Origin of the sequence: Bordetella pseudohinzii (assembly GCF_000657795.2) — a bacterium.
GTDB classification, from domain to species: domain Bacteria; phylum Pseudomonadota; class Gammaproteobacteria; order Burkholderiales; family Burkholderiaceae_B; genus Bordetella; species Bordetella pseudohinzii.
This window is the reverse complement of the sequence record NZ_JHEP02000010.1, coordinates 103,152-119,623: the sequence shown is the minus strand read 5'-3', so window position 1 is coordinate 119,623 and position 16,472 is coordinate 103,152. Positions and strand designations below refer to the sequence as shown.

15 protein-coding genes and 1 tRNA gene are annotated in these 16,472 nt (G+C 64.3%); 14 read left to right on the top strand and 2 right to left on the bottom strand.

Annotated elements, in window-relative coordinates:
* Positions 1 to 27 precede the first annotated feature (27 nt).
* The 10 genes from L540_RS22085 (at position 28) to L540_RS13990 (ending at position 9,635) form a co-directional block, all read left to right on the top strand.
* A complete protein-coding gene (locus L540_RS22085) occupies positions 28 to 2,232 on the top strand; it encodes a phage tail tape measure protein (RefSeq protein ID WP_043208316.1) in 2,205 nt (734 codons plus the stop codon).
* The gene (locus L540_RS14030) at positions 2,232 to 3,491 is read left to right on the top strand and encodes a DNA circularization protein (RefSeq protein ID WP_043208315.1); all 1,260 of its coding nucleotides are present in this window, start codon (positions 2,232 to 2,234) and stop codon (positions 3,489 to 3,491) included. Before L540_RS22085 ends, L540_RS14030 begins: the two co-directional genes overlap by 1 nt.
* Positions 3,475 to 4,578: a phage baseplate assembly protein gene (locus tag L540_RS14025; protein ID WP_043208313.1), complete on the top strand. Its 1,104-nt coding sequence runs from the start codon at positions 3,475 to 3,477 to the stop codon at positions 4,576 to 4,578. Before L540_RS14030 ends, L540_RS14025 begins: the two co-directional genes overlap by 17 nt.
* Positions 4,568 to 5,209 carry a phage baseplate assembly protein V gene (locus tag L540_RS14020; protein ID WP_043208310.1) on the top strand — a complete coding sequence of 214 codons (642 nt, stop codon included), beginning with the start codon at positions 4,568 to 4,570 and terminating at the stop codon, positions 5,207 to 5,209. The genes L540_RS14025 and L540_RS14020 overlap by 11 nt, the downstream gene beginning before the upstream one ends.
* 65 nt (positions 5,210 to 5,274) lie before the next feature.
* The gene (locus L540_RS14015; protein WP_043208308.1) at positions 5,275 to 5,625 is read left to right on the top strand and encodes a phage GP46 family protein; all 351 of its coding nucleotides are present in this window, start codon (positions 5,275 to 5,277) and stop codon (positions 5,623 to 5,625) included.
* A complete protein-coding gene (locus L540_RS14010; protein ID WP_043208306.1) occupies positions 5,625 to 6,692 on the top strand; it encodes a baseplate J/gp47 family protein in 1,068 nt (355 codons plus the stop codon). Before L540_RS14015 ends, L540_RS14010 begins: the two co-directional genes overlap by 1 nt.
* On the top strand, positions 6,689 to 7,267 hold the full coding sequence (locus tag L540_RS14005) for a YmfQ family protein (RefSeq protein ID WP_043208305.1): 579 nt from the start codon (positions 6,689 to 6,691) through the stop codon (positions 7,265 to 7,267). The genes L540_RS14010 and L540_RS14005 overlap by 4 nt, the downstream gene beginning before the upstream one ends.
* Positions 7,264 to 8,073 (top strand): hypothetical protein, encoded by an 810-nt coding sequence (locus L540_RS14000; protein ID WP_048026442.1) that lies wholly within the window; start codon positions 7,264 to 7,266, stop codon positions 8,071 to 8,073. The genes L540_RS14005 and L540_RS14000 overlap by 4 nt, the downstream gene beginning before the upstream one ends.
* Positions 8,074 to 8,314: 241 nt before the next feature.
* Positions 8,315 to 8,668 (top strand): hypothetical protein, encoded by a 354-nt coding sequence (locus L540_RS13995; protein WP_043207847.1) that lies wholly within the window; start codon positions 8,315 to 8,317, stop codon positions 8,666 to 8,668.
* Positions 8,669 to 8,843: 175 nt separating this feature from the next.
* Positions 8,844 to 9,635: a DNA adenine methylase gene (locus L540_RS13990; RefSeq protein WP_043207900.1), complete on the top strand. Its 792-nt coding sequence runs from the start codon at positions 8,844 to 8,846 to the stop codon at positions 9,633 to 9,635.
* 2 nt (positions 9,636 to 9,637) lie between these two features.
* Here L540_RS13990 and L540_RS13985 read toward each other — a convergent pair whose 3' ends face one another.
* The gene (locus L540_RS13985; protein WP_043207845.1) at positions 9,638 to 10,639 is read right to left on the bottom strand and encodes a site-specific integrase; all 1,002 of its coding nucleotides are present in this window, start codon (positions 10,637 to 10,639) and stop codon (positions 9,638 to 9,640) included.
* Positions 10,640 to 10,806: 167 nt separating this feature from the next.
* On the bottom strand, positions 10,807 to 11,241 hold the full coding sequence (gene cadR, locus L540_RS13980; protein WP_043207843.1) for a Cd(II)/Pb(II)-responsive transcriptional regulator: 435 nt from the start codon (positions 11,239 to 11,241) through the stop codon (positions 10,807 to 10,809).
* Between the two features lie 106 nt (positions 11,242 to 11,347).
* Here cadR and L540_RS13975 point away from each other — a divergent pair, with 106 nt between their 5' ends.
* The 4 genes from L540_RS13975 (at position 11,348) to L540_RS13960 (ending at position 16,468) form a co-directional block, all read left to right on the top strand.
* The gene (locus L540_RS13975; protein WP_043207840.1) at positions 11,348 to 13,621 is read left to right on the top strand and encodes a heavy metal translocating P-type ATPase; all 2,274 of its coding nucleotides are present in this window, start codon (positions 11,348 to 11,350) and stop codon (positions 13,619 to 13,621) included.
* A gap of 147 nt (positions 13,622 to 13,768) precedes the next feature.
* Complete coding sequence (gene xth, locus L540_RS13970; protein ID WP_043207838.1) at positions 13,769 to 14,554, top strand: exodeoxyribonuclease III; 786 nt, start codon at positions 13,769 to 13,771, stop codon at positions 14,552 to 14,554.
* A gap of 57 nt (positions 14,555 to 14,611) precedes the next feature.
* Positions 14,612 to 14,687: transfer RNA gene (locus tag L540_RS13965), tRNA-Ala, on the top strand.
* A gap of 293 nt (positions 14,688 to 14,980) precedes the next feature.
* Positions 14,981 to 16,468, top strand: coding sequence for a patatin-like phospholipase family protein (locus L540_RS13960; RefSeq protein WP_197085657.1), 1,488 nt, complete (start codon positions 14,981 to 14,983; stop codon positions 16,466 to 16,468).
* The last annotated feature ends 4 nt before the right edge of the window (positions 16,469 to 16,472 follow it).

The window sequence follows — 16,472 nt, the reverse complement described above, 5'->3', positions numbered from 1 at the left end:
CCACCCACCTCAAAGGCTTGATTCACGATGAGCGGCCGAGACCTACGCCTTGCCCTAGTCGCCACTGCTGAAGATCGCGGGGCGACCGCGAAACTGCGCCAGATCAATCGGGCGGCCGAGCGTGAGTCGGAGCGCACGTCCCGGCAGACCACGCGCAATGCCGAACGATCCGCCCAGGACCAGGAGCGGGCCACGCAGCGGGCGCGAACCGCCAGCGAAAGAATGTTCCGGGACCGTGAGCGGCTTGGCATGCGGTCGGAGCAGCGCATTCGCCGCGAGGTTCAGCTAACGGAAGCGTCATACAACCGCCTGGCGCGCACCGGGCGGCTCTCCACCGATGAGCAGGCCCGGGCCTTTGCCAACATGCAGCAGCGGGTTCGCGCGCTACGCCAGGAAATGCAGAGTGTCGAGCAGCAGCAGGGGCGCCTTTCGCGCGGCATGAGCTTTGGCTCGCGCGCGCTGCAGGGTTACCAGGCAGCGGCCGGTGCGATTGCGGCGGGTGGCTACGTGCTTGCCCAGCCAGTACGGCGAAACATGGAGTACGACCGACGCCTGGCCATGATGGCCAACACCGCATTCGCCGACCGAGACGTGGCTGGTCGGCAGCGCGGCGCCAGAGAACTGGATGCAGTGATTCGTAAGGCCGTTGCCTTCGGTGGTAGTCGGGATCAAGCTGCCGAAACGCTCGACGCGCTGATTGCTTCCGGGGCGATGAGTCAAGCGGCATCTGCGCGATTGCTTCCGACTCTACAGAAGAACGCTGTGGCAACAGGCGCTGACCCCCGCGACCTGGCGAACATCGCTATTCGGGGAATGCAGACATTTGGCATCTCCGAGTCTGACATCCCGATGGCACTCGACATGACCATCAAGGCCGGCCAGGAAGGGGGCTTTGAGATCAAGGATATGGCCCGCTGGTTGCCGCAACAAATGGCGGCAGCTCGGTCTGCTGGAATGAGCGGTCTGAATGACTTCGGCGCTCTGCTTGCGGCGAACCAGGCTGCAATGATCACGGCAGGTACGCCAGATGAGGCGGGGAACAATCTGGTGAACTGGCTTGCGAAGATGACGAGCCGTGAAGCCAGCATGTCGGCCAAGAAGATTGAGATCAGCCCGGGCAAGAGCATCGACTTGGTTGGGACGCTGAGTGCCGCGCGAGCGAAAGGCGTCAATCCGATGGATGCCTTTGTGGGTGTGATTGACCAGATTGTCGGTAGCAACAAGGAATATCAAGCGATTCAGGCAAGGATGAAGACTGCCTCAAGCACCGGCGAACGGCAGGCCATCCTGGCTTCACAGGCTGACATGCTGCAGGGCTCGGCCATCGGGCAGTTGATCCCTGACCGTCAGGCGATGATGGCGCTTGTCGGGTACATGAACAACCGCGACTATGTCGCCGGCATCAGGAGAACCCTTCCCGAAGCGCAAGGCACAGCCGACATGAATCATGCGCTCATTGCGTCGACGCCGTCCTTCCAAGTTGAGCGGGCAAAGAACGTGGCCTTGTTCGCTGAGAATGATGGTTTCAATGGGCTCAGCCGAGTCGTGGGCGAGGTATCCGGCAAGCTGGCCGACTATGGCGAGAAGTACCCCGGCCTAGCTCAAGCCATAGTGACGGCGACACAGTCGCTGAACGCCCTGGCAGCCGCTGCGGCGGCCGCCTCGGTCATTGGCCTGCTCCGAGGCGGGGCGGGTGCTGCAGCGGCGGCACGGGGCGCGAGCAGCGCAGCGGGCGCTGCTCGGCGCGGGCTTGGGCTCTCCCTGGGCCGTGGCGCGGGCGCGATCGCGCTAGGTGTGGGCGCCAAGGAACTGTGGGACATTCAGCACTCAGACATGGCAGCAGGCGAAAAGAACGCGGCCATGGTGCAGGCGGTGGGCGGTTCGGGAGGCGGGTTTGCGGGCGCGCTGGCCGGCGCCAAGGCGGGCTCCATGTTCGGCCCCTGGGGAGCGGCCGCCGGCGGTGTGGCCGGTGGTCTCCTCGGCGGCTACGTGGGCGACGAGCTGGGGGCTCTGCTGGGCAAGCACGTCTTCAACACCAACCGCGATCTCCATGCCGAAATGTCACAAGCCCCGACGATGGCCACTGGCGGAATGGACCCCGCCGCGTTGCAGGCTGCGATGATCGCCGCTAGAGCCCAGGCTCAGGAAATAAAGGTGACCGTCGACGTGCAAAACGGAAACATCGTGGCAGCCGTCAACCAGGCAAACGCCCAGCAGGCGAGGAGGCACTAATGAGCTGGAAAGACAACTTGCTGGACGCCTCGTTCAAAGGCGTGAAATTCGATTGCGTGCGGACTCGGGAGGTCGACGAGCGTGACGTCGCGGAATACCTGTATCCCTATCTGGACGGCGGGGACACCGACGATCTCGGCCGAGGCATCCGCCGCTTCGATATCACAGCAGTCTTCTGGGGGGATGACTACGAGACCCGCCTGCAGGCGTTTCTGGCCAAGCTGGAAGAGCCCGGGCCGGGTGAGCTAATCCATCCGATCTACGGCTCCATCAAGTACGCCCAGCTCAAAGGCAAGGCCGTCGACCATGATGCCGATGACCCCGATTACGCCACGCTGCGTATGACGTTCCTGGAGCACAAACCGGGCAATCCCTTCTTTGTGCGCGAACTGCCGGCCCAAAAAGCAGACGCTGCCAGCCAGTATGCGGATCTCGCTACCGAACTGGGCACCAGCCAATTCGCTAGCTATCTCAGCACGTTGAAGGCAAAGCCAGGCGTCTTGAGCCGACTCAACGCGATGCGCGACGTCATGGCCGGCACGCTCAGCAGTATCCGTGGGGTGGTCGATTCATGGGTAAGCGCGGGCATGGACCTGGTCGAATTCCCGCGCGCCTTTGTGGCTGACCTGTCATCGGGGGTCTCTGGCATGCTGGACCTGCGGGCGCTGGATAGCGACGGCTTGATGCCGAACTGGCGCGGCCTGGCGGTCGATGCGGGTAGCGTCATCCGTTTGCCCAAGGGCGTCTCGTCGGGCAACTTGCCTGACCGCTTCGTGGCCACCAAAGGCTCGGCGGGCGCTGTGCCCATGGAACCGGCCGACATGGTGGCCATCGAGGCCGTGACCCAGGTGGCGGTGGCGGCCTCGGTGGCTGAAAAGGGAGCGAACGTACTCGCCGGGCAAGCTGAGAATCCCACTCTGGCACCGGCTGAAGTCGAGCAGATTTGCAACGACGTGCGCGAACTGATCCAGGATGCAGTGGACACCTACCGCGACAACTTTCCGCCGGACGTGGCGCTGCCGATATGCGACAGCCTGCGCGATGCGGCCAAGTCCATTCAAGACGCTGCCATCGAGGTGATCAACCTACGGCCGCCGTTGCAGCGCCGTGTGGTGGAAACCCCGGCCAATCTGCGGCTGCTGGCGTTTCAGTGGTACGGCGACCACAGTCGCGCCACGGAGCTGGCGCGGCTGAATCCCACCCTACGCAACCCGAACGACATTCGGGCCGGAGATACGCTCAATGGCTTCGCACGTTGAACCGCAGAACGAGGTTAGTCTGCTGATCGGTGGCAAGGTCCACAGCACCTGGAGTACGTACAGCATCGACTCGGATCTGATGACCCCGGCCGATGGTTGGGAAGTCACCTTGGGGCTTCCTGAAAAGGTATTTACGCTGGAGGTAAAGGCAGGTGTGGCCGTTGAGGTTCGTGTTGGCGCCGAGCCGGTGCTGCGCGGGCGTGTCGATACCGTGACTCGTCGCACCGGCCGGCCCCAGCGAGCGCTGAAGATGTCTGGGCGGGACAACGCCGCCATCCTGGTGGATTGTTCCGCGCCCATCTTTGTGGCCAAGGAAGTGACCCTGGCCGAGATCGTCGCAAAAGTGGTGCGCCCCTTGGGCATTACCCGGGTACGCATTGACGCCGATTCGGCTGGTGGCGCAAACGAGAAAATCAACGTCGAACCCGGCAGCACTGCCTGGGACGTGCTGCAGCAGGCGGCCGAGGCGAATGGCCTTTGGCCCTGGTTCGAACCGGACGGCACGCTGGTGGTCGGTGGCCCCGATTACTCGACCCCGCCCGTGGCGACCCTGATCGAACGGTTTGATGGCAAGGGCAACAACACGCTGGTGCTGGAACACGCCAGCTCCATCAACGACCGGCACTCTGAAGTCACCGTCTTGGCCCAAGGCCATGGCACAGGCGCAAGTAATGGGCAAAACGCCATCAGGGCGACGGCAACGGACGCTGAGATGGCCATATACCGGCCGCTCATCGTCACTAATGGCGACATGCAGAACAGCGAAGCGGCGCGCTCCTTCGCGCGCAAGCTGCTGACCGACGGCCGCCTGGCTGGCGAAACCTTGAGCGCCGTAGTCAAAGGGCACCGCACCTCTGACGGCGTCCTGTGGTCACCCGGCCAGCGCGTACACGTCAAATCGGAATCCCTGGGTATCGACGCCATATGGTTCCTAATGGGTCGGCAGTTCATTGGTGGCCGCGAGAACGAAACCGTGACGATCCTGGCCCTCAAGGAAGATGGCGTCTGGACCTTGGACGCTTATCAGAAGCGGAAAAAAGGCCGAAAAGGCAAGAAACTACAGGCGGTGATTCTCGATGTTTCGTGAAATCGAAAAACGCATCAGCCGTGCGCTCGGTCAGCTCAGGCAGGCCTTCCGCGCCGTCATCGCCCGAGTCAACAGTGGCCCCAGCGTCCAGCTCGTCTCGGGCCAGGGCGTGGCCGGAGAGCAGCTGCGCGACAACGAGCTGTTCCAGCACTACGGTTTCACTAGCTGCCCGCCATCCGGCACCATGGCCATTACGCTGCCGCTGGGGGGAAAGACCTCACACGGTGTGATCATCGCTACCGAGCATGCTACCTATCGCCTGGTGGGCCTGCAGGAAGGGGAGCTGGCAATCTACACCGACGAAGGCACAAAGATGGTCATGAAGCGCGGCCGCGTCATCGAGACCGACTGCGATGAGTACCGGCTGAATTGCAAAACATTCGCCGTGAACGCAACAGAGTCATCGACCTTCACCACGCCCACGCTGACGGCATCGGAAAAGGCCGTAATCAACGGCCTGGTGACCGGGAAAGGCGGCCTGGCCCTGTCTGGTGGCGAGGGCGGCGTCGCTGCAGAAATCGACGGTGGCCTGCGCGCGACTGGCAAGATTCAAAGCGGCAACGTGAGCCTCGACGATCACGACCACAATGAGACCGGCTCGGTGACCGGCAAGCCGAACCCCATCGCCTGACAGCCTCGGGCGGATTTTGCCCTCGTTCCAAATACGCCAGGCGGGCCAGCCCTCAGACTGGCCGCATGGACGTCCTGATTGATCCCACCACCGCCGACTACGCCGGCCAGCACATTACGACGCTGGCCAATGCGGTCTACCTACGCCTGCAGACACCGCTGGGCAGCTACTGGGCGGACCCGACACTAGGCTCGCGCCTGCATGAGCTGCAGCGTGAAAAGGACCTGATCCGGGTCTATACGCTCGCGCGCCAGTACGCCGAGCAGGCGCTTTCCCCCCTCATAGAAGACGGCCGCGCCCAGCGCATCACGGTTACAGCCACCCGCCTGCAGCCAGGCTGGTGTCTGTTGCAGGTCGAAGTGGTCGATCAGGGTGGCGTTGAGCAGGTTTTCACACATCACGTGAAGGTGGCTTGATGCCTTACATCGTTCCGACATTCGAGCAAACGCGCGACAAGCTCTTGCGCGACCTGAAGAACCTGCGCCCGGACGTAGATATCAGCTCGGACAGTGACTGGTACATTCGCGCCACCAGTGTCGCCAGCTGCGCCGAAGGGCTTTATGCCCACCAGGGCTGGATCGTCAAGCAGATTTTTCCGGACACCGCCGACGCCGAGTACCTGGAGCTGCATGCAGCCTTAAAAGGGCTCAACCGCAAGCCGGCGGTCGCTGCATCGGGGACCATCACACTCACCGGGGAAGCCGGCCGCGAGGCCCCCGCAGGCCTGGAGGCAAAAGCGGCCGATGGGCGGGTGTTTGTCACCACGGCCAGCACTGTCATCGACGAAACCGGGTCGGCTGTAGCTGCGGCAGCCGCGGCCGTCGCGGGAGTGGCAGGAAACACCTCTGCAGGCGCCACGCTGACGCTCGGCGCTGCCCCGTTGGGGATCGACTCGCGGGCTACCGTGGTGTCCATGCTGGGCGGGGTCGAGCGGGAAACCGATACGGAGCTGCTGGCGCGCCTGCTGGAGATCATTCGGCGCCCGCCGGCCGGTGGCAACAAGTACGACTTTCGACGTTGGGCGATGGAGGTCCCCGGGGTTACTAACGCGTTTGCCTACCCTCTGCGCCGTGGCCTCGGGACGATTGATGTGGCGGTGATTTCCGGCAATGGTCTGCCCTCGGAAGACATCCTGCAGGCCGTGCGCGACCACATCGAGGATGTCCGGCCGGTAGCCGGAAAAAGCAGCGTGGTCTTCGCACCGACCGAGCGATTCGTAGACACGTCGGTCAAGGTGGCCCTCAAGGGCCTCACCCTGGCCGAAGCCGAGGTGAGTATCGGAGGCGTGCTGCAAGGGCAGTTTGGTGTGTTGTCACCCGGCGATACCTGGGTTCGCAGCCAGGCTGAAGCACTCATCTCGAACATTGCCGGCGTGACGGATCGGCAGATTCTGGTTCCAGAGGCAAACGTCGTGCCGCTGGTCGACGCCGAGGTGGTGGAATGGTTGCGCCTGGGCGCCTTGACCGTCGAGGCAATGGAATGATCTACCGCAGGCTATTGGCGCTGCTGCTGCCGCCAGTCAGCTACGACCGGAATGGGCCGCACCTGCAGGCCGAGCTGGAATGCGAGGCCGGTGTCCTGGATACGGTGGCGGCATATGCCAAGACCGCCGTCGACAGCATCACGCCATTCTTCAGCACGGATTTGCTGCCCGATTGGGAGAGGGTCTGCGCCATCACCCCGCCGGCCGGCACCAACTATCAGCAGCGACTGGACGCAGTCCTGGCCAAGCTTCGGGAAACCGGCGGCCTGTCGATTCCCTATTTCACCGACCTGGCCAAGCGCCTTGGCTACGACATCCAGATATCGGAATTCGCCTCGTTCTACCTGGACTACAGCCAGCTGGACGTGGACCCCTTGTATGAGGAAGACGTGGTCTGGGTGTGGCACGTCCAGGTCAAAGGAGGCAGCACCAGGTCCTTTCCGTTCTACCTGGATTACTCCTGCGTGGACGAGGCACTGCTGTCGTTCGGCGACCCCGTTATCGAGGCCGTCATCGAAGACCTGAAGCCCGGCTACACATTCGCAGTTTTTGACTATGAGGAACCCCAACCATGAGACGCATAGACACCGTCGATGGCCAATTTGAGGCTGGTGACCCGACGATTCGCAAACCGGGCTCTCGCCTGCCATCCTGGTTCATGAACATGCTCCAGGATGAGCTGTGCAATGTGGTGGAAATGAGCGGCCTGGAGCTTGATCCTGGAGACCCTGCCCAGCTCTACCAAGCCATTCAACGCCTGGTGGCTGAGGGCCAGGGGGGCTTCCTGGTGCGCCGAGCGACGATCCCCACCGAGAAGATCGCCGATGAGGTGTATGTGGCAGGCTGGGGGGAAATGGTCTGGGTGGAAACCAGCTACTTCACGGGCTATCGGTCGCCGCTGTGCGGCCGCCCGGTCGATGGGCACACTCAGGTACCGCTGGTGCGGGAAGTCGACGCCGTGGGCGGGCTGCTCAGCAAGGCGGCCTACGCGGGCTTGTGGGGCTATGCCCAGGAAGAGAACCTGGTCGTCAGCCAGACCACATGGACTGCAAACATCGGCGCCCACTACTTTGTGGACGTGTCGGGTACCCAGTTCCGGGTACCTGACCTGCGCAATATGTTCCGCCGCTACACCGGAACTGACGCAGACACTGCAAATGCAAGAATCTTCGGCAGCCGGCAGGCAGAGTCCGTCAATAGCGGCGGACTTCCGCTTAATGTCGCAAACAGAACCTGGGCGATGACAGGCGGCCAAACTGGCTCATCGCAGATCTACTACGGAAGCGATGCGAGCAGTGTCTACGGATTAGCGGCGGCACTTTTCGGTGGCAATGAAACACGCCCGGCCAACGTTGCTTTTCACCCGCGCATTCACGCATGAATGCGTGGGTGGTAGGCGGTGTTCTTCGGGCGGGTCTCTTTGCCGCCATTGGCCTTGATCACACCCGTCGCTTGCAGCGGGGTCGATGAAGATTGATACACGGTGCGTCCGTTGCCAGATGTCACGCCATAGGCATCTCGCTCGACCAGGACCGTGAGCGAAGCTTCGTTGATGGCCTCATTCTGCCGGCTGCCTATTGCCCTCGCATTTGCAGTGCAAACCCTATTTCTGGAGAAACCCTATGAAGAAGACCGTCTTCCAGACTGATCTGGATGGCCTGTATCTGTACGACACCGTGGCCAATGAGCTTGCGATGGAGCCAGGTGCGTTCAACATCCCGTTCGGGGCACGGGAAGTGCCACCGCCTGCCGCCCCGGCCGGCCAGGTGGCACGTTGGACTGGATCAGCGTGGGTTCTGGCGGAAGATCATCGGGCCACGCAGTTCTATCGCACGGATTCCGGTCAGCCTTATGCATTCGGCTCCACCATCGAGGTCGAAGGTGCCGCCGTCAGCTACAAGGGCTGGGGCGCGGTACCAGCGTGGCTGACCGACGTTCAGCCTCAGCCTCCAGAGGAGCCGGCGCCCGAAGTGTAGGGGCGCGGGTCCGGCACTTCCCCGCCGTTGCAGCGGGGCAAAGACGCGGCGACGTCGCCGGTGCGGGAACACCGCCGACGCCCCGCACCAGCAGATGAGGGCTGCCGGATTGGCCAAGGCCGCGCCACCTGTCGACAGGCGGGCCAAGGCTACCATTTTGAAAGGCTTTTACAAAATGGTTTCTCCCATCATTCCTTGGATCGGGGGCAAACGGCGCCTGGCTGACAGGCTGCTGCCGTATTTTCCCGCTCACCAGTGCTACGTCGAGCCGTTTGCCGGCGGCGCGGCCATGTTCTTTCTGCGGCCTGTGCCGGCAGATGTTGAAGTCTTGAACGACGTCAACGGCGAATTGGTCAACCTATACCGCGTGGTGAAGCACCACCTGGAGGAATTCGTCCGCCAGTTCAAATGGGCGCTCTCAAGCCGGCAGGTATTCAAGTGGCTGCAGGTCACGCCGGAGGAAACCCTCACGGACATCCAGCGGGCTGCCCGGTTCTTCTACCTGCAGCACTCAGCCTTTGGCGGCCGCGTCGATGGCCAGACCTATGGCGTGGCCACTACCGCGCCTCCTGGCTTGAACCTGCTGCGGATCGAGGAGAACCTATCCACCGCCCACCTGCGACTGGCCAGCGCCTACATTGAGAATCTGCCTTGGCAAGACTGCATCCGGCGCTACGACCGTTCGCACACATTTTTCTTCATGGACCCGCCGTACTGGGAGACGGAAGGCTACGGGGTCGATTTTGGCTGGAGCGAGTACGAACAATTGGCTTCCATGCTGGGGAAATTGAAGGGGAAGGCGGTCGTCACGCTCAACGATCATCCTGATATCCGCAAGCTATTTCAGGCTTTCACCATCGAATCCACCGACATCAGGTACACGGTGGGTGGTGGACGCGGTATTGACCGTTCTGAGGTGATTATCTTCAGCTGGGATGTGAAGGCCGATCCGGTGGCACTATTCTGACCTCATGCCGCCAAGCGCTCCATGCGGTCGTCCCGGAGCTGCTCCTGCTGCCGGCGACCGAGTGGGCTTTTGGCAAGCTTCCTGGCCAACTCCCACCCGTGGGGGTGGTAGTACCTGAGCAGCATTCGCGTGTCTTTGTGCCCGCTGACCTTGGCCAGCTCATGCATAGCGAACACGTCAGCAAGCCGGGAGGTCGCTTCATGCCGCAGGTCGTGGAAGCGCAGATCGGCAAAGTATGCCGGATTCGGGCGCCGGCCATAGCGTTGGCACAGCCCCTGGTAGCGCTTCTTTGCCCGCAGGCGCGCGCGGATGAAGGCGCGCGTCACCGAGCCAGGACGCATGGTGAAAACGCGCCCACGCAGCGGTTTACCCACCAGGAAGCGGCGCAGTAGCTCCTTGGCCAGGGGCGTCAACGGTACATCCCGGGATGTGCCGTTCTTGGTGTCGAGCAGCCGGACGACGCCGTGGACCAGGTCCACCAGTTCTCGCCGGATGCCGCAAATCTCTGACCGGCGCATTCCGGTTTCAGCGGCCAGGCTTGCAATGGTGGGCAGCTCGGCCGACCGGGTCGACCGGAGAATCCACTCCAGCTCATCCCGGGGGCATTCGGCTTCGGAAACGCCTCGCAAGCGGATACCGTCAAATAGGCGTCGATCACGGGCATTGTCGACCGTGGGCCGGCGTACCAACTGGACCGGATTTGCCAGCCATTCCAGGCCCCAATCCTTGCGGATGACGGTGAAGACGTGCGACAGGAATGCCAGGCGTCGCCCCACCGTGGCCGGTGCCTTGCTTGCCAGCCAGGCGTCGCGGACTTCGATCAGGTCAGTATTGCGTATGCGGTTGACCGGCCGGAGTGCAAGTCGGGTGGCCAGCCAGCACTTGGAGATCGATTTTTCGGCCGTGTGGCCCTTTTTCAGGGCCGACACTTCTGTCAGGTATCGGTTCAGGGCCTGGGCCAGGGTCGGGACGGTTTGGCGGATGCGGCGGAGGCTGGGCTTCATGGCAAAACCATGAGTATCCCGCTATCCTGCAATTCCTTTTCCACGTATGAAACGCGGAAGAAGCCCATTTATCTCAACTTCGGGGCGCAAAATATCGCGCGGCGCTTCACACGCCAGCGCCGGCGCGGCCTATCCCCCGCCGCGCGGCGGGGTCATAGCCGCGGCGTTCAGCCCAGGTGGGTATGGCGTTCGGGGCGCTCGTCCACCTGCATCTCCGACAGGCCATGCAGGATGCCGCAATCATCGGCGTCCGGCCGGGCCGAGACGCAGCGCTGGCGCAGTTCGGTCAATTGGCGCTTGAGCTGGCCCAGTTCGGCGATGCGCGCGTCCACGTGCGCGATGTGCTCATCGAACAGCTCGTTGATGCCGCCGCAGCCGGCCTGGTGATTGTCGGCCAGCGTCAGGATGGCGCGGATCTCATCCTGCGTCATGTCCAGGGCGCGGCAGTTGCGGATCAGGCGCAAGCGCTCCAGATGCATCTGCCCATAGCTGCGGTAGTTGTTCACGCCGCGCTCGGGGGCCGGCAGCAGACCTTCGCGCTCGTAGTAGCGCACGGTTTCCACCGTGGTGCCGGCCGCCTTGGCCAATTCACCGATCTTCATGGGGACCTCCTGCGGATGACGGGCTTGACCCTATAGTAACTCCAGGGTGTGCAATACGGTCAAGCCTCCCGGAAATATCAAGGGACGCAACAACACAGGATGATCCATGTCCAAGCCCTCTCAAGATGTCTTGCCTCTGGCCGGCGGCTGCTGCGCCAAGGACGCGCCCGATGACGGCCACGGCCACGATCATGACCATCACGGTCACGATCATGACCACGCCGGCCATGGCGCCCCCGCCGAGGGGCCGGCCCTGCGCGCCGGCCCGGGACAGGCGCTGTCGCGCCTGCGCATCGGCCAGATGGACTGCCCGACCGAGGAAACGCTGATCCGCAAGAAGCTGGGCGGCATGCCCGATGTGCATGGGCTGGAGTTCAACCTCATGCAGCGCTTGCTGACGGTCGTGCATGCCGAGGGCGCGCGCGACGCCGTCATGGGGGCCATCCGCAGCCTGGGCATGACGCCCGAACCCATGGAAGACGCCGCCCGCCCCGCGCCCGCCAAGCCCGCCGGCTGGCGCCTGCTGGCCGTCGGCGGCGTGCTGGCCGCGCTGGCCGAAGCCGCCCATTTCGCGGCCCTGCCCGCCTGGCTGACCGCCGTGCTGGCCCTGGCCGCCATCGCGGCCAGCGGCCTGGGCACCTACCGCAAGGGCTGGATCGCCGTGCGCAACGGCAATCTCAACATCAATGCCCTCATGAGCATCGCCGTCACCGGGGCCGTGCTGATCGGCCAATGGCCCGAGGCGGCCATGGTGATGTTTCTCTTCAACGTGGCCGAACTCATCGAGGCCCGCGCGCTGGACCGCGCCCGCAATGCGGTGCGCGGCCTGATGGACCTGGCGCCGCAGACCGCCCATCGCCGCAACCCGGACGGCAGCTGGACCGATGTGCCGGCCGCCCAGCTGCGCCTGGGCGACACGGTGCGGGTGCGCCCGGGCGAACGCATCGCCGCCGACGGCACGCTGGTCGACGGCCGCTCGGCCGTGGACCAGGCGCCCATCACGGGCGAGAGCCTGCCCGTCGAGAAGACGGTGGGCGACGAGGTCTATGCCGGCACCATCAACACCTCAGGCGGCTTTGACTACCGCGTCACCGCCGCCGCGGGCAACACCACGCTGGACCGCATCATCCATGCCGTCGAACAGGCGCAAGGCGCGCGCGCGCCCACGCAGCGCTTCATCGACCGGTTCTCGCGCATCTACACCCCGGCCGTCGTACTGCTGGCCGTGCTGGTGGCCGTCGTGCCGCCGCTGGCGCTGGGCCATGCCTGGATGGACTCGCTCTATCGCGCGCTGGCCTTGCTCATCATCGCCTGCCCCTGCGCCCTGGTGATCTCCACGCCCGTGAGCGTGGTCAGCGGCCTGACCGCCGCGGCGCGGCGCGGCATCCTGATCAAAGGCGGCGTCTATCTCGAAAACGGCCGCAAGCTGCGCTGGCTGGCGCTGGACAAGACCGGCACCCTCACCCGCGGCAAGCCGGTGCAGACCGACTTCGAAACCCTGCGGCCGCTCACCGCCTCGGGGCTGGCCCCTACCCTCGTGGCCGCCAGCCTGGCCGGGCGTTCGGATCACCCCGTCTCGCTCGCCCTGGCCCAGGCCCACGGCGGCGCCGGCCTGCTGCCGGTCAGCGATTTCAAGGCCCTGGCCGGGCGCGGCGTGTCCGGCCGCATCGGCGATGAGACCTTTTATCTCGGCAACCGCCGCCTGATGCGCGAACTGGACGTGCTCGACGCCGGCATCGAGGCCCGCGTCGACGCGCTGGAGGCCGCCGGCAAGACCGCCAACATCCTGAGCGATGGCCAGGGCGTGCTCGCGCTGGCCGCCGTGGCCGACACGCTCAAGCCCAGCAGCGCCGCGGCGATCGCCGACCTGCACGCCCTGGGCGTGCGCACGCTGATGCTTACCGGCGACAACAACCGCGCCGCGCAGGCGGTGGCGCGCGAGGCCGGCATCGACGAGGCCCATGGCGACATGCTGCCCGAGGACAAGCTGGCGCGCGTCGAGGCCAAGATCGGCGATGGCGGCCTGGTCGGGATGGTGGGCGACGGCATCAATGACGCGCCCGCCCTGGCGCGCGCCGACATCGGTTTCGCCATGGGCGCGGCCGGCACCGGCACCGCCATCGAGACGGCCGACGTGGCCCTGATGGACGACGACCTGCGCAAGATCGGCGGCTTTGTGCGCCTGTCGCGGGCCACCCATCGCGTCCTGATGCAGAACATCGCGCTGGCCCTGGGCATCAAGCTGGTGTTCCTGGTGCTGGCGGTCACGGGCAATGCCACGCTGTGGATGGCCGTGTTCGCCGACGTGGGCGCCAGCCTGCTGGTGGTCGCCAACGGCCTGCGCCTGCTGCGCGCGGCCAGGCCGGCGGCGCGGACGTGACGCGCCGCCGGGATCGGCGCGAAATGACCGGGTATCATCAGGCCTTGCCGCTGGCATCAGCGAACTGCGCCCCGGATGCGCCGTCCAGACCGGGATCTGGGATGGCCCTGCCGCCGGAAGCCGCCTGAATAAACGGTCTACAACAACATGAAACTCGCCACCTGGAACGTCAACTCCCTGAACGTCCGCCTGCCCCAGGTCATCGCCTGGCTGGCCGACAATCCGGTCGATGCCCTGTGCATCCAGGAGCTCAAGCTCGCCGACGACAAATTCCCGCTGGAGGCCTTCACCCAGATCGGCTACCACGCCGTCTGGGCCGGCCAGAAAACCTATAACGGCGTGGCCATCCTGACGCGCGAACCGGGCTTCGCCATGGTGCGCAACATCCCCGCCTTCGAGGATCCCCAGCAGCGCGTCATCGCCCTCACCCTGCCCAGCCCCGCGGGCGATGTGCGCGTCATCTGCGCCTACTGCCCCAACGGCCAGAGCGTGGGCAGCGACAAATACGCCTACAAGCTCGAGTGGTTCGGCGCCCTGCGCCATTGGCTCGAAGAAGAGCTGCGCACCTACCCGCGCCTGGCCATCCTGGGCGACTACAACGTCGCCCCGGCCGACGAAGACGTCCACAACCCCGAAAAATGGCAGGGCCAGGTCCTGGTCTCCGAACCCGAACGCGCCGCTTTCCGCGGCCTGCTCGACCTGGGCCTGACCGACGCCTTCCGCCTCTTCGAACAGCCCGAAAAATCCTTCACCTGGTGGGACTACCGCATGTTCGCCTTCCGCCGCAACGCCGGCTTGCGCATCGACCACATCCTGCTGTCCGACGCCCTGAAACAAGCCTGCAAGGCCTGCGTCATCGACAAAGCGCCGCGCGCCAACGAACAGCCCTCCGACCACACCCCGGTCATCGCCTCCCTGGACCTCGGCGCCTGACACCGGGCCGCCACACACGGCCCGAAATTTCGTGTATAGTTGCGCTCTTCTGATTTTGGGGCGGTAGCTCAGCTGGGAGAGCGTCGCGTTCGCAATGCGAAGGTCGGGAGTTCGATCCTCCTCCGCTCCACCAAATTCCAGACGGAAAAGCCTTGGCAACACATCATGTGTTCCAAGGCTTTTTTGTTTCCACGGGCTTGATTTTATTGGCGTAATCGTTGCTGCCGCCCCAGTGTCACGGGGTCGTCGGCGGCGGCTGGGAGCCCGGTCCGCGTGCCGCAAGGGCATGAAGGGCAGGCCTCGCTATCCATGCGCCAGTTCTTGATCAAGGCCGCCCCCTCCGGTACAACGTCAAGCAGCAGGCAGCGCGGCATCCTTGAGATGACATCGCGACGTTCACATTGACCCCACTCACGGGATACTGGCGTGAATACTAAGTGGTCGCTATCGCTGGCTTTCGTGTTTTCGATCTGCCTGGGCGCCGCCGTTTCCGGCTGCAGCAGCGTGGATACCGCGCCCATCAATACGGTCAGCGAGCATCCCAGGCCGGCTTCGCCCAGGTATATCCCGGATGCCGGCGACGACGGCACGACCGTGGTCGCCCTGGCGTTTTCCGGCGGCGGGATGCGGGCCGCCGCCTGGGCTTACGGGGCGCTCCTGGGCCTGGACTCCATGGTGGTCGACAATATTCCCTATCGCCGGACCTTGCTGGACAACGTGCGCTCGGTCGCCGGGACATCGGGCGGCGCGGTGATGGCCGCTTATCTGGGCTGGAAGGGCAAGGACGAGTTCGAGGATTTCCGCGAGCGCTTCCTGTACCAGGATGCCGAATCCCATATGGCGACCAAGTTTCATATCGGCACCATCATCACGGCGGCGCTGTCAGGCGGGGCCAATGACCGGCAGACGTTTGCGCGTTGGCTGGACGAGCAGGTTTTTGACCACGCCACCTTTGCCAGCCTGCACAAGCCCGAAAACCCCGTGGTCTGGCTGACAGCCTCGGACATCTACAACAACACGCCCTTTTTGTTTACGCCGGACGTGTTCGCGGCGCTATGCAGCGATCTCGATAATCTGAAGATCGCGGACGCCGTTGCCGCCTCCGCCGCGTTTCCGGGCGCCTTCGCGCCCGTGAACATCGAAACGCCCAAGAAGGACTGCCAGTATGTGGCGCCCGCCTGGCTGCACCATGCGCTCAATAGCGCTTCGGCCTCGGTTCGGCTGCGGGCCTATGCCCGGGCGCTGGAATCCTATCATTCCAGCGATCTCCCATATGTGCGCCTGCTCGATGGCGGCTTGACCGACAATCTCGGCATCACCGGCTTGACGCTGGACCGCGCCGCCGCGCAGGATCCCTACGGGCCGCTCTCGCCACGCCAGGCCGTGCGCCTGCGGCGGTTTCTTTTCATCGTGACCGATGCCGGCGTGCAGCCGGGCTACAGCTGGGGCGGGCAGGAAACCTCGGTGAGATTGGATCAATTGCTGGTCGCGGCCTTTGACACGGCGATGGCGTCCACGACGCGCATGGGCCTGGATGCCGTCACCCTGGCCTTGCAGCATTGGCAGACGGCGCTCATCACATATCGCTGCGGGCTGTCTTCCAAAGAGGTCCTGGAACTGCGCGGAACCCTGAAGGACTGGGATTGCGCCGATGTTTCCGTGACCGCCCACCATATTTCCTTCCGGGATGCCGATGCGGCGCTTTTCGACAGGCTGAATACGATCCCGACCCGCTTGACCCTGCCTCGTCAAGACATTGATCTGCTCATCGACGCGGCCAGACAGGCTGTCGTCCACAACAGGGCCATCGCGTCGGTCGTCACCGACGCAAAGAAGGAAGCCCCTGTCTTCGACGGCTTGCCGGGTGTCGCCACCGACTTCAAGCCGCCCAAACCCGCCGCGCCCAAGCCGTGATGCA